Origin of the sequence: Streptomyces hainanensis, from assembly GCF_004348415.1 — a bacterium.
Classification (GTDB): domain Bacteria; phylum Actinomycetota; class Actinomycetes; order Streptomycetales; family Streptomycetaceae; genus Streptomyces; species Streptomyces hainanensis.
Window position 1 is genome coordinate 1 of sequence record NZ_SMKI01000047.1, and the last position, 24,866, is coordinate 24,866.

At 72.4% G+C, this 24,866-nt stretch carries 16 protein-coding genes; 9 read left to right on the top strand and 7 right to left on the bottom strand.

The genetic code is table 11. From position 1 onward, the window contains the following. From E1283_RS06540 to E1283_RS06570, 7 genes are all read right to left on the bottom strand, one after another. A partial coding sequence (locus tag E1283_RS06540; protein WP_481906688.1) for an exo-rhamnogalacturonan lyase family protein occupies positions 1 to 1,619 on the bottom strand: 1,619 nt, incomplete at its 3' end. A gap of 513 nt (positions 1,620 to 2,132) precedes the next feature. Further along, a complete protein-coding gene (locus E1283_RS06545; RefSeq protein WP_243744643.1) occupies positions 2,133 to 3,284 on the bottom strand; it encodes a substrate-binding domain-containing protein in 1,152 nt (383 codons plus the stop codon). A gap of 204 nt (positions 3,285 to 3,488) precedes the next feature. Further along, positions 3,489 to 3,935 (bottom strand): macro domain-containing protein, encoded by a 447-nt coding sequence (locus tag E1283_RS06550; RefSeq protein WP_132816935.1) that lies wholly within the window; start codon positions 3,933 to 3,935, stop codon positions 3,489 to 3,491. Positions 3,936 to 3,954: 19 nt separating this feature from the next. Further along, positions 3,955 to 4,236 carry a DUF6881 domain-containing protein gene (locus E1283_RS06555; RefSeq protein ID WP_132816936.1) on the bottom strand — a complete coding sequence of 94 codons (282 nt, stop codon included), beginning with the start codon at positions 4,234 to 4,236 and terminating at the stop codon, positions 3,955 to 3,957. After that, on the bottom strand, positions 4,233 to 8,696 hold the full coding sequence (locus E1283_RS06560) for an HYD1 signature containing ADP-ribosyltransferase family protein (protein ID WP_132816937.1): 4,464 nt from the start codon (positions 8,694 to 8,696) through the stop codon (positions 4,233 to 4,235). Before E1283_RS06560 ends, E1283_RS06555 begins: the two co-directional genes overlap by 4 nt. A gap of 195 nt (positions 8,697 to 8,891) precedes the next feature. Continuing rightward, the gene (locus E1283_RS06565; RefSeq protein ID WP_132816938.1) at positions 8,892 to 10,916 is read right to left on the bottom strand and encodes an early set domain-containing protein; all 2,025 of its coding nucleotides are present in this window, start codon (positions 10,914 to 10,916) and stop codon (positions 8,892 to 8,894) included. Between the two features lie 293 nt (positions 10,917 to 11,209). Then, positions 11,210 to 12,241, bottom strand: coding sequence for a ferric reductase-like transmembrane domain-containing protein (locus E1283_RS06570; protein ID WP_243744644.1), 1,032 nt, complete (start codon positions 12,239 to 12,241; stop codon positions 11,210 to 11,212). A gap of 485 nt (positions 12,242 to 12,726) precedes the next feature. On the opposite strand from E1283_RS06570, the gene E1283_RS06575 reads away from it, so the two are divergent. From E1283_RS06575 to E1283_RS06615, 9 genes are all read left to right on the top strand, one after another. Beyond that, the gene (locus E1283_RS06575; RefSeq protein ID WP_243744645.1) at positions 12,727 to 14,376 is read left to right on the top strand and encodes an ABC transporter substrate-binding protein; all 1,650 of its coding nucleotides are present in this window, start codon (positions 12,727 to 12,729) and stop codon (positions 14,374 to 14,376) included. Between the two features lie 92 nt (positions 14,377 to 14,468). After that, entirely contained in the window at positions 14,469 to 15,452 is a 984-nt protein-coding gene (locus E1283_RS06580) for an ABC transporter permease (RefSeq protein WP_165956033.1), read from the top strand. A 6-nt stretch (positions 15,453 to 15,458) separates the two neighbouring features. After that, positions 15,459 to 16,373, top strand: a complete 915-nt coding sequence (locus tag E1283_RS06585) for an ABC transporter permease (RefSeq protein ID WP_132816941.1) — start codon at positions 15,459 to 15,461, stop codon at positions 16,371 to 16,373. Further along, entirely contained in the window at positions 16,370 to 17,434 is a 1,065-nt protein-coding gene (locus E1283_RS06590) for an ABC transporter ATP-binding protein (RefSeq protein ID WP_132816942.1), read from the top strand. Before E1283_RS06585 ends, E1283_RS06590 begins: the two co-directional genes overlap by 4 nt. Further along, positions 17,431 to 18,516, top strand: coding sequence for an ABC transporter ATP-binding protein (locus E1283_RS06595; RefSeq protein ID WP_132816943.1), 1,086 nt, complete (start codon positions 17,431 to 17,433; stop codon positions 18,514 to 18,516). Before E1283_RS06590 ends, E1283_RS06595 begins: the two co-directional genes overlap by 4 nt. Then, positions 18,513 to 19,556, top strand: coding sequence for a LacI family DNA-binding transcriptional regulator (locus tag E1283_RS06600; RefSeq protein ID WP_243744646.1), 1,044 nt, complete (start codon positions 18,513 to 18,515; stop codon positions 19,554 to 19,556). Before E1283_RS06595 ends, E1283_RS06600 begins: the two co-directional genes overlap by 4 nt. A 161-nt stretch (positions 19,557 to 19,717) precedes the next feature. Beyond that, a complete protein-coding gene (locus tag E1283_RS06605) occupies positions 19,718 to 21,304 on the top strand; it encodes an FAD-dependent oxidoreductase (RefSeq protein ID WP_132816948.1) in 1,587 nt (528 codons plus the stop codon). Between the two features lie 50 nt (positions 21,305 to 21,354). After that, on the top strand, positions 21,355 to 23,403 hold the full coding sequence (locus E1283_RS06610; RefSeq protein ID WP_132816944.1) for a beta-galactosidase: 2,049 nt from the start codon (positions 21,355 to 21,357) through the stop codon (positions 23,401 to 23,403). After that, positions 23,400 to 24,866 (top strand): glycoside hydrolase family 3 protein (locus tag E1283_RS06615; RefSeq protein ID WP_279571239.1); only part of this gene is annotated, 1,467 nt, incomplete at its 3' end. The genes E1283_RS06610 and E1283_RS06615, both read left to right, overlap by 4 nt.

The following is a 24,866-nucleotide window of genomic DNA, read 5'->3' on the forward strand; positions in this document are numbered from 1 at the left end:
ACCAGCGCGTAGATCTGCTCGTAGGCCGGGATGGCGCGGTAGTCGTCGCCGAACTCCGAGGCGAACAGCTTGTGTTCGCGGTCGCCGGTGACGTCGATGCCGTGGTACCAGTACACGACGTCGGCGTTGGCGTCCGCGAGGGCGGAGAACCGTTCGGCCGTGGGGGTGGCCTCCAGGGCCCAGAACATCAACTCCGTGGTGCGGGCGACGCCGTAGGGGGTGCCGAACTCGGGCTCGTAGTCCTCGTAGGTGATCTCCAGGCCCTCCAGCTGTTCGGGGTAGGTGTCCTGGCCGAGGCCGTCGTGGTAGAAGCGCAGGTCCATCGCGTCGGCTCGCGGGGACCACATCCACACCGTGGCCTGCGCGGTGTCGGTGGCGGCGCCGGTGATCTCCAGTTCGGTGGGGTGCAGTTGCCAGAAGTTCCGCATCCCGAAGGCCAGGCCGCCGGTGGGTGACCCGACGTAGGCCAGGCCCCTGGCGCGTTGTCCGCCGTCGACCCGGAGCCAGGAGTGTCCGGCCTTGGTCCGCTTGTGGATCTCGAAGCCGTTGGCGGTGAGCTGGCTCAGGCGGTAGTCGCCGAAGGGCGGGATGTACTGGAGGCGGGTGGTGACGCGCTGGTCCCAGGTGGCGGGGTCCGGGGTGGCCTGCCCGGCCACCTGGGCCTGCCGCACCGCCTCGCCGGGGTCGCGGCGCAGGCCGGTGATGCCGCGCACCGCCTCCGCCAGGACGCCCTCGTCCTGGCCGGCGAAGCGGATGTGCCGGTTGTGCGGCTCGTCGCGCATCGGGACGTCGAAGCGGACCCCGAGGCCGTTGACGAAGTCCCGCTCGGCGTCCCCGTCGTAGACGAACGTGTGCACCACCCGGATCGCGTCCGACCCGGCGTAGAGGTAGAACCGCACGGTGAACGGCAGCCAGGATCGCCGGTCCTTGCGGTGTTTTCCCTCCACCTTCACCACCGCCCGTACCGGCCCGTCCTGTTCGACGGTGACCTCGTCGATCGCGCTGGCGAAGGACTGGCTCCGGATGGTCTCGGCACCGTCGGTACTGGGTCTGTCCTGCCGTGAGGCGATCAACCGGCCCTTCTCGGCGATGACCGTCTCGCCGCGCCGGATCCACTCCACCAGGTCCTCGCCGTTGCGCCGGAAGGCGACGGTGATCACGCCGGTGTCCACGGTGACGCGGCGACCACTGCTGCTGACGGACAGGGACGTCTCGGGCCCGGCGGCCTCGCCGGGGCCCAGCCGGTAGTTCTCGGCGCGGGGGTCGGCGCCGCTGACGGCGTGCGCCGTCCACTTCACGGACCCGTCCGGCCACCACCCGGTGGGCCAGGACTGCACGGGGACGGCCGTTCCCGAGTCCGACACCAGCGAGAACTCCTGGTCGGGGGCGAACGCGCCACGCGGCCAGGGCACCCCGAAGGTCGATCCCGCCGCCAGCTCGGCAGGCGTGCCACCCTCCAACCACCGCACGGCCACCGGATCGTGGCCGGTCAACTCCAGGGGGCGTGAGGTCTGTTCGGTGCCGGGTGCGGCGGCCGCCGCGGTGCGTGCGGTGAGCAGGGCGGTGGCGCCGGCGGCGGCCGCCGAGGCCAGGACGTTGCGTCGACTGATGTGAACCACGTTGTTCAGCTCCTTGGACGAGCACGATGCGAGGGCGCAGGAGGTGGTGGTTGCGGGAAACGCCACGGTCGGGTGGCAGCGCCCCAGGGGACGGAATCCGGATCGCGGTTCCTTGGAAGCGGCGCGTCCCGCACTTTGACGCAACTTCAGTCATGAGTCAATAAGTTCGATCGCAATCTTGCAGATTGATCTATGAGTGCCGTGCGTCGCGAGGCTGCTGCGACGGCGTCCGGGCGGGGGATCCACGGGCACTGACCGGCCGGTTCCGGCACGGCGCGGTGCGTGCGCTGGTGCGTGAAGGTGCAATGGCCTGGCGTGAGTGGGAGGTTCATGCCGTGGCGTGTCGCGAATATTGACATGCTGAACGTTTCGCAGGAGGGTGCGTCTGCGTCCGCGTCATCGAGCGGGTGGTCGGCCGCTCACCGTCGGGGAGCCACGGCGCGCGATCCGGCGTCCGTGGGGCTGGCAGCGAGGAGGGCGTTGTCCATGCACCCCTCGGTGGGCCGACACCCGCTACGCGTGGCGGTGGGCCGCCGCTCCGCACGAGGCACGGACGACGAGCCGGGGCTGCAACACCAGCTGCCGTACGGCGGGCGGTTCTGGCGCGTCGAGTCGGTCGAGCAGCAACCGGGTGGCCTGCTCGCCGAGTTCGTGCTTCGGCGGGGCCACCGCCGTCAGCGGTACCTCGGCGAGCGAGGCGATCTCGTCGTCGTACGCGATCAGCGCCAGGTCGTCGGGTGTGCGCAGCCCGTGCACCCGGAGACGCCGGGTCAGCTCGATCGCGTCGTGGTCCGAGTGCACCAGCGCCGCCCGGACCCCCCCGGCCAGGCACCTCTCGATGAACCCGTCGTAGTGCTGGATGGCCTCCGCGGAGCCGAGGCGCGGGCGGCCGCCGTCCACGACAGGTGCCGACGGGTCGAGGCCCAGGGACCGCACGGCCGCCGCGTGGCCCTCCTGGATCAGCGGGGCCGTGGGGCTGCCGTTGACGTAGAGGGCCACGCGGTCGTGTCCGAGCGCGACGAAGTGCCGGACCGCCGCGTAGGCGCCCTGCCGGTGATCGGAGACGACGAACTCGCACGGCTCGAAGGGGTCCCGCGGCTGCCGCTCGGCGAGGACGAACGGCAGCCCGGTGGCGCGGAGCCTGTCGAGCGTCCCGGTGGGCGTGTGGTGTCCCTCGGCCGTGGTGATCAGCAGGCCGGCGACCCCGGAGGCGACCAGATCGTCGATCTGGTCCAGGTCGCTCGGCTCCGCGTAGTCGGTGAGGCCGATGACGACACGGGCACCCCGCCGGGCGGCGACGCTCCGCACCCCGGTGACCAGTTGGGGGTAGTAGTAGTTCATCGAGGGGACGAGCAGTCCCAGCACCGGGCCGTCCTCGTCCCGGGCCCCCGTCGCGGGAGCCGGCAGGCTCGCGTCCGCCCACTGCCGGACGTGCGCCTGGTCGGGGCCGCCCCGGCGCGTCACCAGCATGGCGCCGCCCCGGACCCGGGCGACCCTCCCCGCCTCCGCCAGCTCCGCGAGGTCGCGGCGGATCGTGGCGCTCGACACCCGCAGGCGGGCGGCGAGTTCGACGATCTTCAGGGCGCCGTGCGCCTTGAGCTCCCTGAGCAGCAGCTCGTGGCGTTGTGCGACGAGCATGTCGGGCATCAGACCTCCGGTGAGCATTGGTTAAGCATCCTAGACGAACATTTCTGATCAGGTCGAAAGTGATGCGTCATGGTGGTTGGCGACGCATGTCGACGCAAACGCTGGTCGCTTGTCGAGGCGGGCCGCCCCGTTTCCCCCCGACCGGGGTCGTGGGCGCCGGAGTTCGCGCCGAACGAGCAAACGGCGTGGCCCGCGGCGGGATCTCCCACCGCCGGCACGGACTCAGGATTCGCCGAGCGTGTAGACGATCAACCGGACGCCGTCGGGCCGCGTGATCCCGTCGATCGCGCTCTCCACGTCGGGCCAGGCCAAACCGCCGTGTCCCGCGGCGATCTTCGGGAGCGCGATCCGCCGGACGCCGTGCTGGTGGGCGTGTTCGAGCATCGTGCCGACGGCCGAGGTGACGGCGGCCAGGGTGGCCGGGGTGCGCCAGTGCGCCTGGGTGCCGAGGTTGTAGACCATCAGCCCGTCGGGGGCCCGCCAGGGAAACAGGCCGCCCTCGGTGAGCCGGCCGTCCAGACACCTCGCCCGGTACTCGCGGTACATGTCCGGCCAGCGACGCCTGAATTCGACGGCGATGCCGCGGCCCATCGCTCCCGCGCAGTTACAGCCGTGGGCCAGCGCGTCCACGTCGTCGGCGGTGAAGAGGTCGCCGGTGCGATGTTCCATTCCCAAGCCACCCGTTCCGTCAGGACGATTCGACGGCTCTCCGCCACACCGCGTCGAATTCCCGCTCCGTGATGACGAGGGCGGAGAACTCGGGTTGTTCCCGTACCTCCTCGATGTCACCGAACTCGGTGTACGCGAGCGAGGTGCCGCCGTGCTCCCGGTCCTGGTCGGCCCACCCGAGGCGCCCGTCGCCGAACTCCTCGACCCGACGCGTCTCGTAGTCGTCGGGGCCGATCTCGCTGTAGATGGCGATCGGCTCCTCGGCGAATTCGTGGTGCCAGCGAACCTTCCAGTACCTCATGTGTCGGCGGTGCTCCTGCCGTGGTTGATGATCCGCTCGCCGACGTCGAGGTTACCTTGGTTGGGGATCACGAACACGTCGGGTCGGCCGGGGGCCTGCACCACATTGAGGCCGCGCACGTCGATCTCCAGGTAGTGGGTGAATCTGCGGCCGGCCCAGGGCATGCGGAGAAACGCGTAGGAGAGCTGCCCGAGCGTTCTCGTCTGCGGCGCGATGTCCGTCAGGTACTGGCCGTCGCCGTAGCGGGCGTCCTTCGGATTCAGCGCCTTGAGGGAGGGGAATATGGTGCGGCTTCGCAGAATTCCGTTGAGACCCGCCAGATTGGTGTAGTGGAACAGTCGGCAGGGGCCGAGGCCGAGCGCGTCCATCCAGGCCGTGGGATTCCGCACGTAGCCGTAGGGATTGGGCGCCGGGGTGAGGCCGAGTGGGTCGGGGGCGGTGTAGCGCGCGATCTCCGGGTCGTAGTGACGGAACAGGCTGTAGTGCCAGCCCGTCTCCTGGTCGCGGTACTGGCCGGGGAAGCCGAGCGGGGTGCCGGTGACCGCGGGTCCCGGTCCGTCGGCGGTGGCCACCGGCGCCCCCCAGACCGAGGTCGCGCCGCTCCGGACGGCGTCGCCGTTCCGGTCGACCAGCAGGATCGGGGTGCCCACCAGGTCGGTGACGATGGCGTGGAAGCGGCGGTCGTACGCCCCCTGGTCGGCCCTCTCGGTCTGCGTCAGCGGCTCGTGCTCCAGGTAGTCCCAGGTGAGCGTCGTGGTCCCGGGACGGTCCCCGGCGCCGGGGGTCGAGGTCTGCTCGACCAGGGTGGTGCCCGACCAGGTGAAGCGGGTCTCCTCGGCGACGCCGTCGTCCGCGCCGAGCCGCCGCTTGGCGCTGCGGCGGCCGAACGCGTCGTACAGGTAGCGCCAGCGCGCGCCGTCCGGCGTGGTGACGCCGGTCAGCCGGTCCTCGGCGTCCCAGGTGTAGCGCCAGGTCTCCGGCTTGCCCGAGGAACGGGACCGCTGCCTGACGACGACGCGTCCCGCCTCGTCGTACGTGTACCGCGTCCCACCGGCGCGGGCGACGCGGTGCCCCGCGTACGCCCGCCGGCCGGTCGTGCCCTCCGGCTGCTGTCCGGTCGTCGGCCACCGGGCGTCGAGCTGGTTCCCGAGGGGGTCGTAGGCGTAGCTCTCGGCGTGCCCCGGGGCGGTGACGCCGGTGATCCGACCGACCGGGTCGAGCGTGAACTCGGTGCTCCCCGCGGCGCGGTCGCCGAGGGCCGCGAGGTAGCCGTCGGCCCGGTAGCGGTAGCTCTGTTCGAGCACCGTCTGTTCGCGCACGGTGCCGCCGCCCCGGGTCAGGACCTGTCCGACCAGTGCGCCGGCGGGGTCCCAGACGCGGGAGAGGGCGGGGGAGTCCCCGAGGCGCCGGCGTGTCTCGCGTCCCGCGGCGTCGTGCTCGAAGCCGAGGACGCCACCGGGGGTCGCGAGGACCAGGGGCCGGCCGAGCGCGTCGTAGGTCCAGGTGCTGGTGTGCCCGGCGGGGGTGGCGCGCTCCGTCAGGCGGCCGAGGGCGTCGTACCCGTTGGTCAGGACGCGGCCGTCGACGTTCTCCGCGGTGATCCGGCCGGCGGCGTCGCGGGTCAGTGTCGTCGTGGACCCGTCGGGTCCCACCCCGCCGACGAGTCGGCCGGCCGCGTCGTTGACGTAGACCGTGACCTGCCCGTCGACGTGCTTCTCCGTGACCGTGCCGAGCGCGTCGCGGGTGTAGTGGACCGCCTGCCCCACGGCGTTGGTGCGGGAGACGAGCGCTCCCGCCGCGTCGACGGCGTATGCGACGACCCGGCCGTCGAAGTCGCGTTCGGAGACCAGCCGGCCGGCGGGATCGTAGTGGTAGGTCCAGGCGTGGCCCCACGGGTCGGTCACCTCGGTGAGCCGGAGTTCGGCGTCCCTGCGGAACTCGTGCCGCACGCCCGCGGGGTCGGTCTGGGCGCTGACCACGTCGAACGGGCCGTACTCCAGGTGCGTGGTGCCCCCGTTCTCGTCCGTGTGGGTCAGGCAGTTCCCCTCGCCGTCCCAACTCCAGCTCCGCGCGCGCCCCAGGGGGTCGACCCGGCGCAACGGCCAGCCCTCGGGGGAGTAGGCGTGCCGGGTGACGGCTCCCAACGGGTCGGTCACGGTCACGATCCGGCCCCACGCGTCACGGGCGCACTCGGTGACCGCGCCGAGCGGATCGACGACGGCGACCGCCAGCCCGGCCCCGTTGACCCGGATGCGCGTCACCTGGCCGAGTGCGTCCACGATCTCCGTGAGGGCGCCGCGTTCGTCGTAGCCGTAGCCCGTCCTGGCACCGTCGGGGTCGATGGACGCGACGCGGTTGCCGGCCGCGTCGAAGACCTGCCGCCAGCGCGCCCCGTCGGCCTCCGTCACCGCGATCGGGCGCTCCGCCTCGTCGTACTCGACATGCAGCCGGCTGCCGTCCGGCCGGGTGACGAGGAGCCGCGCGCCGTCGTCGTCGTAGGTGTAGGTGGTGGTGCGGCCGAGGGGGTCGGTGACGCTGCGCAGGCGGTCGTAGCGGTCGTGGGTGCGGTGGGTGTGGTGGCCGAGGGGGTCGGTTTCGGTGACGAGTTGGTAGCTGTCGTTGAACTGGTAGACGGTGGTGTTGCCCAGGGCGTCGGTGAACAGGGTGCGGTGGGTGTCGGTGTCGTAGGCGATCCGGCTGGCGAGGTAGCCGTCGGTGCCGTCGGTGGCGACGCAGCGACCCTGGTCGTCGTAGGTGTACCGGTACCAGGTGCCGTTGCGGTCCTCCCAGCCGGTGATCCGCCGCTCCTCGTCGTAGCTCAACGTCAACGGCAGCGCCGAGGAGTTGAAGACCTCCGCGAGGTTGCCGTGCTCGTCGTAGCCGTAGCGGACGACGACGATCGGCCCATCCGGGGCGTTCAACAGCCGCAGCGCGGTGACCCGCCCGCCCGCGGTGGTGACGCCGAGGTGGTAACCGCCCTGGTGGATCAGGCCGGTGGGGGCGCCGGTGGCGTCGTAGCGCAGGTCGACGCGGTTGCCGTTGTCGTCGGTGATCGCGGTGAGGGGCAGCTCACCGCCCCTGCGTCCCGGGACGGGAGCGAAGTGCAGGGTGAGGCCGCTCTCGCGCTGATGGACGGTGAGGGGCGTGCCGGCGGTGCCGTCCCAGGACAGGCCCCAGCGTGGGCCCTCCACGGGGAGGACGGGCTCGTCGGCGACGGGGCGTGGGTAGTCGAGGATCATGCCGTCGGCGGTGACGAACCGCAGGCCGGTCTCGTCCAGGACCAGCCGCTGGTCGAGCGTCGAGGCCCAGGAGGGGCCGAACCAGGTGCCCTCCCGCAGACTGCTGCGGTGGTGCCGCCGGACGACCAGCGGCAGCACGCCGGGGAGTTCGACATCGGTGGCGTCCATGACCATCTCGCCGGTGGCCATGTCGATCGGGTCCGTCCGGCAGACCAGGCCGTCGCCGATCCGCCCCATCCGCCGGATGCTCTGCCCGAGCCCCCGCACGCCCTGCCACAGGCCCCGCAGTCCCGTCGTCGCCAACGACCGCACCCCGCGTGCCAGACCACCCAGCGTCGTCAGGCCGCGCATGCCGGGGATGCAGTCGAGGGCGGCGAAGGCGACGTCGAGGAGCGTCCCTTCGCCGTTGGCGTATTTGACGAGGGTGTCGGCGAGGACGACGACCGCCGCCGCGAGGACGATCAGGGCGAGGGGGCCGCCGATGATCATGGCGATGACGCCGAGGACGGCGACCACGATCTTGCAGATGGCGACGAGCGTGTCCCAGGCGTCGGAGAGCCAGCGGACCAGATTTTCCCACCAACTGCGGTTCTGGATACCGGCGTCGGACGCCTCGTCGATGTCGGAGGCACAGATCCTGGCGGCCTCCTCACGCATCTCCCGCGCCTGACGGGCCAGTTCACGGGCGGCGGACAGCGCCTCCTCGGCCGAGTCCACCTGCCCCTGCGCCGAGGACGCCGCCTGACCGGCGGCCGACGCGTCACGCGTCGCCGCCCGCACCTCCGCCTCCGACGGCGGCTCCACATCCTCCCGCTCGCCCTCGCGCTCCAACCGGTCCGCCTCGTCACCGGCCCGCGACACCCAGTCCTGCGCGTCCGACAACGCGCCCTGCGCCGAGGACAGATCGGCCTGCGCCGCGATCGCCCGGTCCAACGCCCGGTCCGCCATGCCCTGCGCCGTCTCCAGCTTCGGCCAGTACGTCCCCAGTGCCTGGGCGGCCAGCGCGTAGGACGTCTGGAGCATCTCCAGGTTGCCCGGCACCCCGTCGAACTCGGAGCGGAAGGCGTCTGCCGACAACCCGGCCCAGTCCATCACCGCCCGGTCGTCCGCCATCCCCCGCACCCGGCCCAGCGCCTCGCCCACGTCGTCGGCGAACGTCTGTAACTCCTCGGAGAGTTCACGGACCTCCGCCGGATCGCCCGGTGTCGGATCCGAGTCCATGTCGACCGGACTCCAGTCAGAAGGACGCGCCATACCCCGGCCCCCACGTGTGGAGAGAAGACGTACTGCGCGTGATACCCAGCGCCCTGACGGGATATGACGACGACGGCGTCTTCGGGACACCGAAGGGCCGGAAGGCGCTCACCACGGTCGCGGCGGCCGGGTCCCGCCCCCGGGGCCCGGCCGCTGGCCCGTTCACCTGCCCGCGTGCTCCTCGCCCCGGCCGTCGGGCCGCGCCCCGACGGCGGTGAAGGAGTAGTCCACCTCGAACGATCCGTGGCCGTACGACACCGTGATCCGGTCGCCGTGGCGTACGTCCAACATGGCCAGATCCAGGGTGCCTCGGAAAGTCGTCGCGTTCTGGCCGGCCTGGGTGACGGTGAGGGGCGCGGCGGCGCGGTCGTTCACCCGCACTTCCACGGTGCCCTGGTCGAGCTCGCCGGCGGCCAGGTTCAGCGGCGCGGCCAGCTGGACCGTCACCCTCGCGTCACGCGGCACCGCCCGCGCCGGGGCGCCGCCGCGGGCGCGCACCTCCAGACTCGTCTGGTCGGCGGCGCGCCAGGCGAGGGACTGGTTCCACGCGGTGTTGAACGCGACCCAACCCTCGGTGTGGCCGATGTTCTCCACGTCCGGGTTGAAGGGGTAGTGGCCGTTCTTCGGGCTGCCGTCGAGCACGCCTGGCAGGTCCTCGAGCAGGCCGGCGCCGCCGCGGTACTCGGAGAACCAGCCGCGCTCCACGCCCTCGAACCCGAACTGCTCGCTCGGCGCGTCGTACGAGGCGTGCCGCCCCGTGGGATTGCGGCCGAAGATGTTGTCGACGTGTGCCGTGGCGATCTCGCGCAGACGGTCGGCCAGCGGGTCGTCGCCGAGCAGCCGGGCCGCGGCGAGCGCCGGCGCGGCGAAGCCGGCCACGTTGCCGGTCTCGTTGGGGTCCTCGGCGCCGCCGCCGGTGAAGGCCGGGATGGTCCATCGGTTGTCGGAGTAGCGGCGGAAGTCCCAGAGGTTGTCCGAGCGGTGGGTGACGATCCGGGCCCAGTCGCGGACGAAGTCCTCGATCCCGTCCGGAGCCTGCTCCGGGTGCGCCTCGGCGAACCGGGTCAGCCCGGTGATCAGCACGTACTCGCTCTGCCGCTGCCCCTTGGTGACCAGAGGATCGTCCAGGTCGAGGTTGCCGACCAGCCACGCGGCCTGGTCCCGAGCGGCGCTCAGGTACCGCTCGGCGTCGTCGCGGCCCTCGCGCAGCGCGACCTCGTACATCATCACGTTCGGCCACACGGAGTGGCCGGGCGCGAGCTCGCCCTTGCCGGTGCCCACCTGGGTGTACGTCTGGAACAGGTCCCCGGTGTGGGGCGTGAACGCCTGCCAGTAGTAGCGATCGCCCGCGGCGTCGCCCCAGGTCGCGAAGAGGTGGTCGCGGGCACGCTCGTACACCTCGACCGGTATGTACGCGGAGAGATACGGATAGGCGTAGACGAACGACGCCAACTGCTCCTTGAGCTGCGGGTCGTTGACGTCGGCGTCCAGCAGCAGCTCGACTCCCCAGTGGATGAGCCGTACGATCTCCGGGGTGTCCTCCGGCAGCGTCACCGGAAGCCCCTCGTAGACCGCGTCGTCCACGGTGATCTGCTCGAACGCGCTCGGGTTGGCCAGATACATGTCGACGAGGGTGTCGATCTCGTGCGAGTACTGCGCCCCGTCGCGCCAGGTCACCGCCTTCATGCACAGGCGGTGGCCGTACTCGTCGCTGGCCAGCCCCGGCCCCTCCGCCATGCGGGTGTAGTCGCCCAGGTAGCAGCGGCTGCCCGACATGAACTCGATGGCGCGCCGGTAGGACACGCGGTCGATCCAGTAGGCGCCGATGCCGAATGGCACGGAGGTGCCGATCCCGGCCGCACCGTCGACGGTGACCACGAAGTCCCCGGTGTCGGGCGGGTCGAACGCGGTGAAGTCGCCCACACCGGAGGTGACCGTGCCCCGGAACCTGACCGCGCCGGACCCGTCGGTGACGGTGAAGGCCGCGCCGTCCTCGGCCAGCGGGGCGGTGAAGCGCTTGGGCTCGCCGATGCCGAAGCCGCTCTGGTTCAGCAGCACCGGCTGTGCGGCGCGGGGGTCCCCCGGAGCCGCGTCGCCGGCGGAGACCGGCCCGGCGGTCGCGGGGGCGGCCCCCAGAAGGGCGCCGATGACCAACGCGCCCACGGTGGTGAGCACTCGTACCTTCATTCGCCAACTCCCGACCTCGCTACGGAAACGCGACTGAGTCCCTGAGCCCCTGAGTCCTTGTCCCGGAGGAAGCAGGGACGTTCACCTCTTGCTGTTTCGTATCAGCAACTCATCAGCAGGCACGATGGGTTGGGTGCTGATTCGATGCAGCGACCGTAGGGATGCCGGCTGTACGCGTCAAGAGAGCGGACCGAACGCAGTCCTGGCCAGCCGTCGGGTTCGGCCCGCTCCGGGACGGCCGCCGCGCCAGCGCACCCGGGAGGCACGGGCAGTGAACACGGCGGTCGCCGCCGTCAGCCGGTGGGCCGGGGCCGGTCGGCGTCCAGGTCGTCGCCCTGGCGGGTGTCCTCCCCCTCCTCCCGGCCGTGGGCGCGCGGCTGGCGCGTCGGGCGCAGCCGGTGGACGACGCCCACCAGGACGAGGGTCAGCACCAGGAGCCCGGTCCAGATGACCCACTGCTCCGGCCAGGGCCCGGCCGAATGGCCGTGGTCCGAACGGCCGCCGTCGGCCCCCGAGACGATGACGACCGCCAGGCCGCCGACGGTGGCCAGGACGGCGAGCCGTCCGGCCAGCCGCGCGGTCAGTGGCAGGGGGCGCGACTCCCGGCGCGGCCCGCGCAGCCGCAGCCGCTCGCTGGGTCGGGCCGGTGCCAGCAGCCGGAGCAACAGCAGCCCGGCGAGCGGCATCTGGAGCGCCCACACCAGGGTGCGGAAGGAGCCCTCGAACCAGACGTTGGTGCCGTAGAGCAGGGTGTGCCAGGCGCTGAGCACGTACACGACGATGATGAAGCGGTGCAGGGCCCGCCACAGGCGGGAGCCGGTGGTCTGGCGCACGTAGAAGGCGAGCCCGAGGACGATCGCCAGATAGAAGGCGAGCAGGCCGAGGAGGATGGCGATCCGGCCCGTGCCGGTGGCGTACCCGCCGGGGACGAACACCTTGACCAGGGTCACCCGCACCAGCTCGCCCATCGGCTGGTTCTCGAAGTTCGTCTGGAGCTCGGCGCCGAAGAACGTCGCCATGTGCAGGAACATCAGCCCGATCGTGGTCAGGCTCGTCGTGCGGTGCCACTTCTCCACCCGGGCCGCCGCCATCCAGCGCCAGGGCGGGCGCGATCCCGACCTGAGCAGCCCGAAGACGACCGTGACGTACGCCCACAACAGCGCCGACCAGCCGAACGCCTGGCACAGCCAGTACCACCAGTACTCGGACGCGTCCTCGAAGGGCGGCATCATCTGGATGCTGGGCGAGGAACCGTTCTCGATCCGGGCCCACAACCACCAGAAGACGAGGCCGGTGATCACCAGCGCCAGGCTGGCGTCGGGCACCGCGGCACGAGCGTCCGCCCCCAACCCGCGCCAGTCGAAGCGCCGCGCGCCTCTCGGCCGGGCGGGGGAGGGCGCGGGCGATCTCGCGGCGTCTGTCATCGGAACCCACCGTTCTGTGCGCGGTTTCGTGGTGTTCCAGCCCCCGGTGACGACCCCCCACCTGTGCCGTGGACGGGGCGGGGCGCGACGTGGGCGGAACACGCGTGCGGGGAGGGACGATCCCTCCGCATCGGTAGTCGGCCCGGTTCACCCCCGGGTTCCCGCCCGCTGCCGCACCCCTGTTCGGGCACGCGCCGGGTGCCAATCGGACAAGTTCCCGAAAAAAACTCCCGCGCACTCCGTTGACCCCAACTCCGGGCGTGCGTACCTTCCATGCTCATACGTAGAAGCAGTGCAATACGGCAGGAGGCGAGCCTCTTGCTCATACGTATGAGCACCCCTGCCACCGCTTTGCCTCGTGCGCGAGGAGCAAGGAGAGCACAGCCATGCCAGACAGGAGAACCGTGCTGCGTGGTGCGGCCGGCATCGCCGTCGCGTTCGCGGCGAGCGCGTGCGGTGCCGGTACCCGGCCGGCGGGATCGAGCGGCGCCGACACGCTGGTGTTGGGGAAGACCGACGGTGGGACGACCTTCATCCGCAACTACAACCTGTACGGCCCCTCGACGCAGAAGGCGCCCGACGCCGGCCTGGTCTACGAGAACCTGGCCAGGATCGACTACAGCGACGGCGCCGCGGTCACACCGTGGCTGGCGGAGGCCCTGACCTTCGACGAGGCCGGCACCACCCTGACGATCACCCTCCGCGACGACGTCACCTTCTCCGACGGCACCCCGATGACCGCGGACGACGTCGTGTTCTCGCTCCGACTGCCGCTGAGCGACCCCTCCTTCAACATCGGCGGCGTCACCTACACCGCGGTCGAGAAGGTCGACGACCGCACGGTGGAGGTCGCCTTCGACGCCCCCGCCTTCAGCGAGCTCAACCAGTTCGCCGGGTCCGGCACGTTCATCGTGCCGGCGCACCTCTGGGCCGACCAGGACCTGAACTCCTGGACCAACCCGGACCCGATAGGCACCGGACCCTTCACCCTCGAACGGTTCTCCGCGCAGCAGGTCACCCTCGCCGCGCGCACCGACTACTGGGGCGGCCGGTTCGAGCTGAAGCAGCTCAAGATCATCCCCACCAACGGGGACGCCGTGAAGGCCCAGCTGCTGCGCGGCGACGTCGACTGGGCACCCATCGCCTGGGCCGACGCCGAGAACGAGTACGTCGCCGAGGACCCGCGGAACCACCTCTACCAGCAGTACGCCACCGGCGGCGCGTACTCGATGTTCTACAACACCGCCAGGGCCCCCTTCGACAACGTCAACCTGCGGCGGGCGCTGGCCATGACGATCCCGCGGACCGAGATCGTGGCCACCCTCCAGCGCCCCGGCACCGAGGCCGGGCCGACCGGGCTCGTCGACGAGATCTACCGCGACGTGCTCCTGCCGGAGTACCAGGGCCAGGTGCAGCAGGTCGACGCGGCCGGCGCCCTGGAGGAACTCGCCGCGAGCGGCTTCACCGTCAGCGACGGCAAGCTCGTCAAGGACGGTCAGACCTACGTCCCCACCCTGTCGTTCAACCAGGACTACGGCTGGGACGCCTACGCCAACATCATGATCAGAAGCTGGCAGGACACGCTCGGCCTGACCGTCGAGCCGGTCGGCGCGCCCGGCGCGAACCTCTGGGAACAGCAGCAGCGCGGCGACTTCGACCTCACCATCAGCACCACCGGCGGCGCCGGCCCCGCCGGGGTCTACCGCGCGCTCGCCAGCCAGGCCGCCCAACCCCTCGGCGAGAAGGCCGCCACCAACTTCGGCCGCTGGACCGACGAGGAGACCGACGAGCTGGTCGCCCAGCTCACCCGCTCCGACGACGCCGAGACGCTGCTGGCCGCCACCCAGGGGATGCAGCGGGTCGTCGCCGAGCAGGTGCCGTACTCGCCGATCTACAGCAGCTACTGGTTCGTGGCCATCAACGCCTCGCGCTGGAGCGGTTGGCCCACGCCGGAGGAGTTCACGGCGGTGCCGACCACCGCGCTCGGCCCCGACTTCGCCCTCGTCGCGCGCGACCTGAAGCGGGCCCGGAGTTGAGCGCGGCAACGACCGCCGTCGAACCGAGCCCCGCGGTCGACAAGGGGGGCCGGGCGCGGACGGCCGCGCGCTCGGCGTCCCGCTGGACCTTCCTGGCCCGGCGGACCGGCTTCTACCTGGCCGCCGCGTGGGCGGCGATCACGCTGAACTTCTTCCTGCCGCGCCTGATGCCGGGAGACCCCTCGGCGGCGGTCGTGGCGCAGTTGCAGCAGGTCAGCGGCCAGCAGGTGGACCAGCACCAACTCGCGGCCATCCAGCGACTGTTCGGCGACCCGAGCGCCAACATCGGCCAGCAGTACCTCGACTACCTGCGGCAGCTCGCCAACTTCGACCTCGGCACCTCGGTCACCTACTTCCCCACCCCGGTCGGCGACCTGCTCTGGCAGGGGCTGCCCTGGACGCTGCTGCTGGTCGGCACCACCACGGTGATCGCGTTCGTGCTCGGCACCGGCCTCGGCGCGGTCGCCGGCTGGCGGGCCGGCACCCGGTTCGACACCATCGTCTCCCCGCTGACCACCTTCGTCTCGGCCATCCCCTACTTCTGGATGGCGCTGCTCGGCCTGTGGGTCTTCAGCTTCCTGCTCGGCTGGTTCCCGCTGTCCGGCGGCTACGACCCCGACCTGGCCATCGGCCCCAACCTGCCGTTCCTGCTCAGCGTGCTGCAGTACGGCGCGCTGCCCGCCGCGACCATCGTCTTCTCGGCGTTCGGCGGCTGGCTGCTCGGCATGCGGAACATGACGGTGACCACGGTCCGCGAGGACTACGTCCTGCTGGCGCACGCCAAGGGACTCTCCACCCGGCGGGTGCTGCTGCGCTACGCCGCCCGCAACGCGCTGCTGCCGAACTTCACCGGCTTCGCCCTCGCCCTCGGGCACGTCGTCGGCGGCGCGCTGCTCACCGAGATCGTCTTCAGCTATCCAGGCATCGGCTACCTCATGTACTCCGCGCTCCAACAACGCGACTACCCGGTGATGCAGGGCGTGTTCTTCATGATCACCCTCACCGTGCTGCTGGCCAACCTGCTGGCGGACACCGTCTACGTCCTGCTCGACCCGCGCATCAGGGACCAGGGGTGAGACGCCGTGCGGCTTGAGTTCCTCCGCAGTTGGAAGGTCATCACCGGCCTGGCCCTGCTCGCCTTCTTCGCCCTGCTGGCGCTCTTCGGGCCCTGGTTCGTCCGGCACGTCCTCGGCATCGACCCGCTGGCGAACGACATCTCCGCCATCGCCCAACCACCCAGCGGCGCCCACCTGCTGGGCACCAACCAGTTCGGGCAGGACGTGCTCGGCCAGGTGATCGAGGGCACCCGTGCCTCTATGTCGGTCGGCCTGCTGGCCGCCACCATCGGCACCGCGCTCGCGGTCCTGGTCGGGGTGCCCGCCGGCTACTTCGGCGGCCGGATCGACACCGCGCTGAACTTCGTCACCAACCTCTTCCTGGTGATGCCGGTGCTGCCACTCATCCTGATCGTCGCCGGCTACCTGCGCGGCACGGGTCTGTGGGTGATCGCCCTGGTCATCGGGGTGTTCGGCTGGTCGGGCGCGGCCCGCACGCTGCGCGCCCAGGCGCTGAGCGTGAGCAGCCGGGACTTCGTCCGGGCCATGCGGATGGTCGGCGAGCGCAGCCACCGGCTGATCTTCTTCGAGGTGCTGCCGCACCTGACCGGCCTCATCGCGTCGATGTTCCTGCACGCGATGATCGGCGCGGTACTGGCCGAGGCGGGGCTCGCGTTCCTCGGCATCTCCGACGCCTCGGTGGTCAGTTGGGGCACCATGATCCAGTCGGCCCAGGACCAGAGCGCCGTGCTGCGCGGGCTGTGGTGGTGGTTCGTGCCGCCCGGGCTGTGCATCGCGCTGATCGGCACCGCCGCCTCGCTGGTGAACTTCGGCATGGACGAGCTGGCCAACCCCAAGCTGCGGGCCGCCCGTTCCACGACCGTCCGGCGGGCCAGGAGGCTCCAGCGGACCGCCAGGCTCAACGGAGGCGAGGCGTCATGACCGCACCCACCGAACAACGGCGCCCACCCGGCGCCCCGGCCGCCGCCGGAACCGTCCTGGACGTCCGCGGCCTGACCGTGGAGTACGCCACCGGGCAGTCCCCGGTACGTGCCTGTGTGGACGTCTCCTTCACGCTGCGCCGCGGCGAGATCCTGGGCGTGGCCGGCGAGTCGGGCTCCGGCAAGTCCACCCTGATCACCGCGCTGACCCGGCTCCAGCGCCCGCCCGCGGTCACCACCGCGGGGCAGATCCTGTTCCACGGCCGCGACGGCGCCCCGCCCGTCGACCTCGCCGCCCTGGACGCCAAGCGGCTGCGTCGCTACCGGTGGACGTCGCTGTCCATCGTGATGCAGTCCGCGATGGACGCGCTCAACCCGGTGATGCGGCTCGGCGCCCAGTTCGCCGACGTGCTGCGGGCGCACGACCGTACGCTCACCCGGAAGCTCGCCTGGGCCCGGGCGGCCGAACTGCTCACCCTGGTCGGCATCTCGGCCGACCGGGTCCGCGACTATCCGCACCAGCTGTCCGGCGGCATGCGCCAGCGGGCGGCCATCGCGCTCGCCCTGGCCTGCGGCCCCGAACTCGTCGTCATGGACGAACCGACCACCGCCGTCGACGTGGTGATGCAGCGGCAGATCCTCGCCCAGGTGCTGCGGCTGCGCGCCGAACTCGACTTCGCGGTGGTCTTCGTGACCCACGACCTCTCCCTGCTGCTCGAACTCGCCGACCGCATCGCCATCATGTACGCCGGACGGATCGTCGAGGTGGGCAGCTCCGCCGCCCTCTACGCCGACCCCCAGCACCCCTACACGCGAGGTCTGCGGGCCTCGTTCCCGCCGCTGCGGGCCCCGCTGACCACCCTCACCGGGATTCCCGGCAGCCCGCCCGACCTGCGCGACCCGCCTCCGGGCTGCCCCTTCCACCCGCGCTGCGCCCTGCGCACCTCGGGCTGCGACACCCACCTGCCGCCCCTGGTGCGGGCGGCCGCGGACCCGGACCGCCAGGTCGCGTGCCTGCTCCATCCGTCACCACAGGACCCGACCGGAGGCGAACAGCGGTGAGCGACGACAGCTACGTGCTGGAGGCGAGGAACGTCTCCAAACACTTCACCGTGCGCGGCGCGGCCGGCCGCGCCAGGGTCGTGCGGGCCGTGGAGGACGCGAGTGTGGCGCTGCGGCCTGGCGGCGTCCTCGCCCTGGTCGGCGAGAGCGGCAGCGGCAAGACCACGTTGGCCAGGCTGCTCGCCCGGTTCCACCCGCCGACCGAGGGCGAGATCCTGCTGCGCGGCGAGCCGTTGCGGCGCGGCCGGCGGGCCGCCCGCGCCTACCACGCCGAGGTGCAGCTCATCTTCCAGGACCCGTTCGGGTCGCTGAACCCGCTGCACCGGGTCCGCTACACCCTGGACCGTACGCTGCGGCTGCACGAGCCCGGCCTGGACCGGGCCGGGCGGCGGCGCCGCGTCGTCGAGCTGCTGGAGCGGGTGAGCCTGTCCCCGGCGGCGGAGGTCGCCGAGAAGTTCCCGCACGAGCTGTCCGGCGGCCAGCGCCAGCGCGTGGTGATCGCCCGCGCCCTGGCCGTGCGCCCCAAGGTGCTGCTGGGCGACGAACCGATCTCCATGCTCGACGTGTCGATCCGGCTCGACATGCTGAACCTGCTGCACCGGCTGCGCGCCGACGAGGGTCTCGCCCTGCTCTACATCACCCACGACATCGCGAGCGCCCGTTACCTGTGCGACGATATCGCGGTGATGTACGCGGGGCGCATGGTCGAGTCCGGCCCCCGCGAGAGGTTGATCGGCGCGCCCCAGCACCCGTACACCAAGCTGCTGGTGGAGTCCTCGCCCGATCCGGAACGCGGCGCGGCCGGGCGTGACGAACTGTTCGGCGACGCCGACCAGTTGGGCGAGCCGCCCAGCCTGATCGACCCACCGGACGGCTGCCGCTTCCATCCGCGGTGTCCGTTCGCGATGGCCGAGTGCCGCACCCAGTCGCCGCCGCGCACCGAACTCGGCGACGGCCACTGGACCCACTGCTGGCTGCACCAGAAGGGGCGGGCGGGCGAACTGGCGGGCACGACGTTCGCGTCGGCGGTGGCCGCGACCCGCGGCGCCGACGGGGTGGCGCGACAGGAGAGCGCCAGGTGACCGTCAGGCGACGTGACCGCGCTCCCAACCAGGCCGACGTGGCCCGCCTCGCCGGGGTCTCCCAGTCGGCGGTCTCCCGAGTGGTCAGCGGCGACGCCGAGAGCGCGCGGATCTCCGAGGAGACCCGCCGGCGGATCTTCGACGCGGTCAGGGAGCTCGGTTACGTGGCCAACCCGGCGGCCCGCGCGATGCGCAAGAAGCGCACCAACCTGCTCGGCGTGCACACCTTCGAGGCCGTGTTCCCGCATGCCCGCGAGGACTTCTACTTCGACTTCCTGCTGGGCATCGAGGAGCGCGCCGAGGAGACCGGGTTCGACCTGGTGCTGTTCACGTCCACCGGGGCCGGCGGTGACGGCCGCCGCATGGTCTACCGGGACGGCACCAACCGGCTCGGCCTGGCCGACGGCAGCGTGCTGCTCGGGGTGTCGACGGACCGCGCCGAGCTGTCCAGGCTCTGGTTCGACGGCTACCCGTTCATCCACATCGGCCGTCGCGAGGTGCCGGGCGCCGACATCCCGTGCGTCATCCCGGACTACGAGGCCGTCACGGCCGACATCGTCGGGAAGCTCGCCGCCCTCGGCCACCGCAGGTTCGGCTACCTGCGCGAGGACAAGGAGATGGAGCCGTACACCGACCGGCGGCGGGGCTACGCCCGGGCGGTGCGCGAGTTCGGGATCACCGACGACTCCCCGGGGTTCCGCGGCGAGCCCGAGCTGTCGGAGGAGTGGCTCGACCGGCTGGCCACCGGGTGCGAGACGGCGGTCGTCACGGAGAGCGTGCGGCTCGCCAACGCGCTGCGGGCGCGCCTGGCGGCGCGTGGCCTGCGGGTCCCCGACGACCTGTCGGTCGCCGTGCTCGAAGGGGCGTGGGACCAGCCAGACGGCCGGTGGGAGTCGCTGGAGATCCCGCGGATCGAGATCGGCCGGATCGCCGTCGACCGGCTCATCGCGATGCTGGACGCGCCGGGGCGGCGCGTCGACAGCCTGCTCGTGCCGTGTTCCATCAGTGCCGGCACGACGGTGGCGGCACCGGGTCGCTAGCGCTCGGCCGGGCCGCTTCGTGGGAAGTGCCGCAGCGGGCCGCGTTTCGCCGCGGCGCCGTCGTGGTTGATCGCGCAGTTCCCCGCGACCCTACGGGGCGCGGCCCCGGAGCGTCCGCCTGACCCCCTCCCAGAAAGGAACGACCCCCAGACATGGGCGACATGAGGACCGATGTGCTGATCGCCGGTGGTGGGCTCGGCGGCGTCGCGGCGGCGCTGACCGCCGCCCGCCTGGGCCGCTCGGTGGTGCTCACCGAGGCCACCGACTGGCTCGGCGGGCAGCTCACCGCGCAGGCCGTGCCCCCCGACGAACATCCGTGGATCGAGGGGCCCGCCGCCCCGCCCGGCTACGCGCGCCTGCGCCACCTGGTGCGCGACCACTACCGGCGTACCTACCCGCTCACGCCGGCCGCCGCGGCCGACCCGCGGCTCGACCCCGGCCTCGGCGTGGTCAGCCGGATGTGCCACGAGCCGCGGGTGGCGGCCGCCGTCATCGACGAACTCCTCGCCCCCTGGCGGGCCTCGGGCGCCGTCACCGTGCTGACCGGCCACGAGCCGGTGGCCGCCCACACCCGCGGCGACGCGATCGAGGCCGTCACCGTGCGGAACACGCGCACCGGCGAGTCGACCACCGTGTCGGCCGGCTACGTGGTGGACGCCACCGAGTTGGGCGACCTGCTGGAACTCGCCGACGTGGAGCACGTCATCGGCGCCGAGGGCCAGCCGGAGACCGGCGAGCCGCACGCCCCCGCGACCGCCGACCCGCTCGACCAGCAGGCCGTCTCCTGGTGCTTCGCGCTCGAACACCGCCCCGGCGAGGAGCACGTCGTCGACCGGCCCGCCGGATACGAGCACTGGAGGACCGCCACCGCGCCGTTCTGGCCCGGGCCGCAGCTGTCCTGGACCGACGTGCACCCCATCACCCTGCGGCAGCGCACCTGGAAGCTGATGGAGGCCGGGGCCGGCGAGCACTTCGACCTGTGGCGCTTCCGCCGCGTGCTGGCCCGCGAGCAGTTCACCGAGGGCGCCTTCGACTCCGACCTGACCATGGTCAACTGGCCGCAGATCGACTACTGGCAGGCGCCGCTCCTCGGCGTGGACGAGGCCGCGCGGCGGGCCGCGCTCGACGGCGCGCGCGACCTGTCCCTGTCGTTCCTGTACTGGATGCAGACCGAGGCCCCCCGCCCGGACGGCGGCACCGGCTACCCGGGCCTCCGGCTCCGCCCCGACGTGACCGGCACCGACGACGGGCTGGCCAAGGCGCCGTACATCCGTGAGTCCCGCCGCATCCACGCCGAGTTCACGGTCCTGGAGCAGCACGTGGGGGTCCGGGCACGGCCCGAGGGCGCGGGAAGCGAGGTCTTCGCCGACAGCGTCGGGCTCGGCAGCTACCGCATCGACCTGCACCCCAGCACCGCGGGCCGCACCTACATCGACATCGAGGCGTACCCCTTCCAGATCCCACTGGGCGCGCTCATCCCGGTCCGCGTCGACAACCTGCTGCCGGCGAACAAGAACATCGGCACCACCCACATCACCAACGGCTGCTACCGCCTGCACCCCGTGGAGTGGGGGATCGGCGAGGCCGTCGGGGCGCTCGCCGGCTTCTGCCTGGCCCACGACCTGCCGCCCAGGAAGGTCCGCTCCGATCCGGCGCGCCTGGCCGACTACCAGCGCCTGCTCAGCGACACGTTGGGCATCCGGCTCGCCTGGCCGGAGGAGATCCGCACCCACCGGCACACTCCCTGAACACCCGCACCGCACCCGGCACCCCGTACAAGGAATCCAGGAGCCCGCGCATGCCGCGACCCGACCAGCCACCCCCGGGCTGGGGCCGCATCCCCCGCCCGGCCTACGGCGCCGACTACAACCCCGAGCAGTGGGACGCGGCGACCTGGCGCGACGACGTCCGGCTGATGCGCGAGGCCGGGGTCAACCTGGTGTCCCTCGGCATCTTCGCCTGGTCCTGGCTCGAACCCCGACCGGACGCCTTCGACTTCACCGGTCTCGACGAGGTCGTCGCCCTGCTCCACGAGGCGGGCGTCGCCGTCGACCTGGCCACCCCGACCGCCGCGCCCCCGCTCTGGTTCTCCCACGCCCACCCGGAGTCGCTGCCCGTCACCGCGGACGGGCGCTCCCTCGCCCCCGGCGCCCGGCAGGCGTACTGCCCGTCGTCCCCGGCCTACCGGGAGCGCGCCGCGCTGATCACCCGCCGGCTGGCCGAGCGGTACGGCGAGCACCCGGCCGTGGTGATGTGGCACGTCAACAACGAGTACGGCAACGGCAACGCCCACTGCTGGTGCGACACGTCGGCCGCCGCCTTCCGCGACTGGCTGCGGGCCACCTACGGGGACGACCTCGACGCCCTCAACGCGCGCTGGGGCACCGCCGTCTGGGGCATGCGCCACAGCGACTGGGACCAGGTGATCCCGCCCCGCGTCAGCACCAGCGGCCTGCCGCCCGGCCTCCTCCTGGACTTCTACCGCTTCGGCGACGCCGAGCACCGGGCCTGCTTCCGCGCCGAGCGCGACATCCTGCGCGCGCACTCGCCGGGACGCCCCGTCACCACCAACTTCATGACCGGCAGCCTCCGTTGGGCGGACTACTGGCGTTGGGCGGAGGACGTCGACCTCGTCTCCAACGACCACTACCTGATCGGGGAGGATCCGCACCGCGACGCCGACCTCGCCCTGGCCGCCGACCTCGCCCGCGGCCTGGCCGGCGGGCGGCCCTGGCTGGTCATGGAACACTCCACCTCGGCGGTGCAGTGGCAGTCACGCAACCTCGCCAAGGAGCCGGGCGAGATGGCCCGCAACACCCTCGCCCACCTCGCCCGCGGCGCGGACGGCGCCCTGTTCTTCCAGTGGCGGCAGTCCGTCCACGGGCCGGAGAAGTGGCACTCCGCCATGGTCCCGCACGGGGGAGAGGACACCAGGATCTGGCGGGAGGTCACGGCCCTCGGCGCCACCGTGGCCGGGCTCGCCGACCTCGCCGGCAGCACCTGCCAACCCGCCGGGATCGCCCTGCTGTTGGACTACGAGGCCAGGTGGGCCCTGGAACTGCCCTACCGGCCCAGCGTCGACATGACCTACCACGAGGTGTTCCGCGCCTGGCACCGCGCCCTGTGGACCGCCGGTCTCTCCTGCGACGTGGTGTCCTCCCCCGGGGAGCAGCGGCTGCTCCTGGTGCCCTCGCTCTACGCCGTGTCCACCGACACGGCCCGAGCCCTGGCGGAGTACGCCGCCGGCGGCGGCCACCTGGTCGTCGGCCCCTTCAGCGGCCTGGTCGACGCCGACGACCGGGTCCACCCCGGCCCCTACCCAGGGGCGCTGCGCGAACTGCTCGGGCTGCGCGTCGACGAGCACCTGCCGCTCGCCGCCGGGCACACCGTCCGCCTGGACGACGGCTCGACCGGCCGCGTCTGGGCCGAGCGGGTCGTCCCCGACGCCGGCACCGAGGTGGAGAGCCGCTTCACCGAGGGGCCGGCCGCCGGCGGCCCCGCCGTCCTCCGCCGCGCCACCACCCGCTACCTCGCCACCCGCCCCGACGACGCCGCCCTGCGGCGCCTCCTCCCGCGCTGGGCGTCGGAGGCGGGCTGCGCACCCCCGATCCCCGGCGCCGGGGACGGCGTGGAGGTCACCCGCAGAACCGCGGCCGACGGCGGGTCGTGGCTCGTCGCGATCAACCACACCCGGCACCCCGCGCGGGTGGCCGCCACCGGCGTCGACCTGCTGTCCGGCGCCCACGCGACCGGCACGCTCACCGTCCCGGCGGGCGGCGTGGCGGTCGTGCGAGAAGACGCCCCCCTCACCAAGACGAACCCCCTCACGAACGGGAACGACCTGTGACTGTGCCGCCCTACCGCGATCCCTCGCTGCCGGTTCCGGACCGGATCGACGACCTGTTGCCCCGCATGACGCTCCCGGAGAAGGTCGGGCAGATGCTCCAGCTCGACGCGAAGGAGGGCGTCGCCCACCTGGTCGAGGACCTGCACGTCGGCTCGATCCTCCACGCCGCCCCGGAGCGGATCGGCCAGGCCATGGACCTCGCCGCCGCGAGCCGGCTCGGCATCCCGCTGCTCGTCGGCGAGGACTGCATCCACGGCCACTCGTTCTGGTCGGGCGCCACCATCTACCCCACCCAGCTGGCCATGGCCGCGTCCTGGGACCCGCTCCTCGTCGAACGTGTCGCCCGCGCCACCGCCGTCGAGGTCTCCACCACCGGCGTCCACTGGACCTTCTCGCCCGTGCTGTGCATCGCCCGCGACCTGCGCTGGGGACGGGTAGGCGAGACCTTCGGCGAGGACCCCCACCTGCTGGGCGAGCTGGCCTCGGCCATGGTGCGCGGCTACCAGGGCGAGGGGCTGACCGACCGGACCGCCGTCCTGGCCTGCGCCAAGCACTTCGCCGGCTACTCCGAGACCCAGGGCGGCCGGGACGCCAGCGAGGCGGACCTCAGCCGGCGCAAGCTGCGCTCCTGGTTCCTGCCGCCCTTCGAACGCGTCGCCCGGGAGGGGTGCCGCACCTTCATGATCGGCTACCAGTCCATCGACGGGGTGCCGGTCACCCTCAACCAGTGGCTGCTGCGCGAGGTCCTGCGCGACGAGTGGGGCTGGACCGGCACCCTCGTCACCGACTGGGACAACGTGGGCCGGCTGGTCCGTGAGCAGCGGGTGTGCGCCGACGACACCGAGGCCGCGGCCCGTGCGGTGCGCGCGGGCAACGACCTCGTCATGACCACCCCGCAGTTCTTCGCCGGCGCACAGCGGGCCGTGGCCCGCGGCCTGCTGACCGAGGCCGAGATCGACGCCGCGGTGCGCCGGATCCTGACCCTCAAGTTCGAACTCGGGCTCTTCGAGGACCCGCGCCGCCCGGACCCGGCACGCCAGGCCACCGACATCGGCACCGCCGACCACGCGGCGCTGAACCTCGACATCGCCCGCCGCGGCCTCGTCCTCCTCACCAACGACGGCACGCTGCCGCTGCTCGACGCGGCGACCGCCGACCCGTCGGGGCGCGCCGTGCCCGAGGCGGACACCCCCGCCCGGCGCGTCGCCGTGATCGGCCCCAACGCCGACGCGGTCGACGCCCAACTCGGCGACTGGGCCGGTGCCTCGGGTCAGGCCGACTGGCTGCCCGACGGCCACCCCAGGCACCTGACCGAGACCGTGCTGGACGGCCTGCGGGCCGTCGCGCCGGCCGACTGGTCGATCACCCACGCGCCCGGCGCGCGGATCGCGGAGTTCGCGCCCGATCCGAACGGGCCGCTGCTCCCCGACGGGCAGCCGGCCCCGGAGATCGTCGTCCCCGCC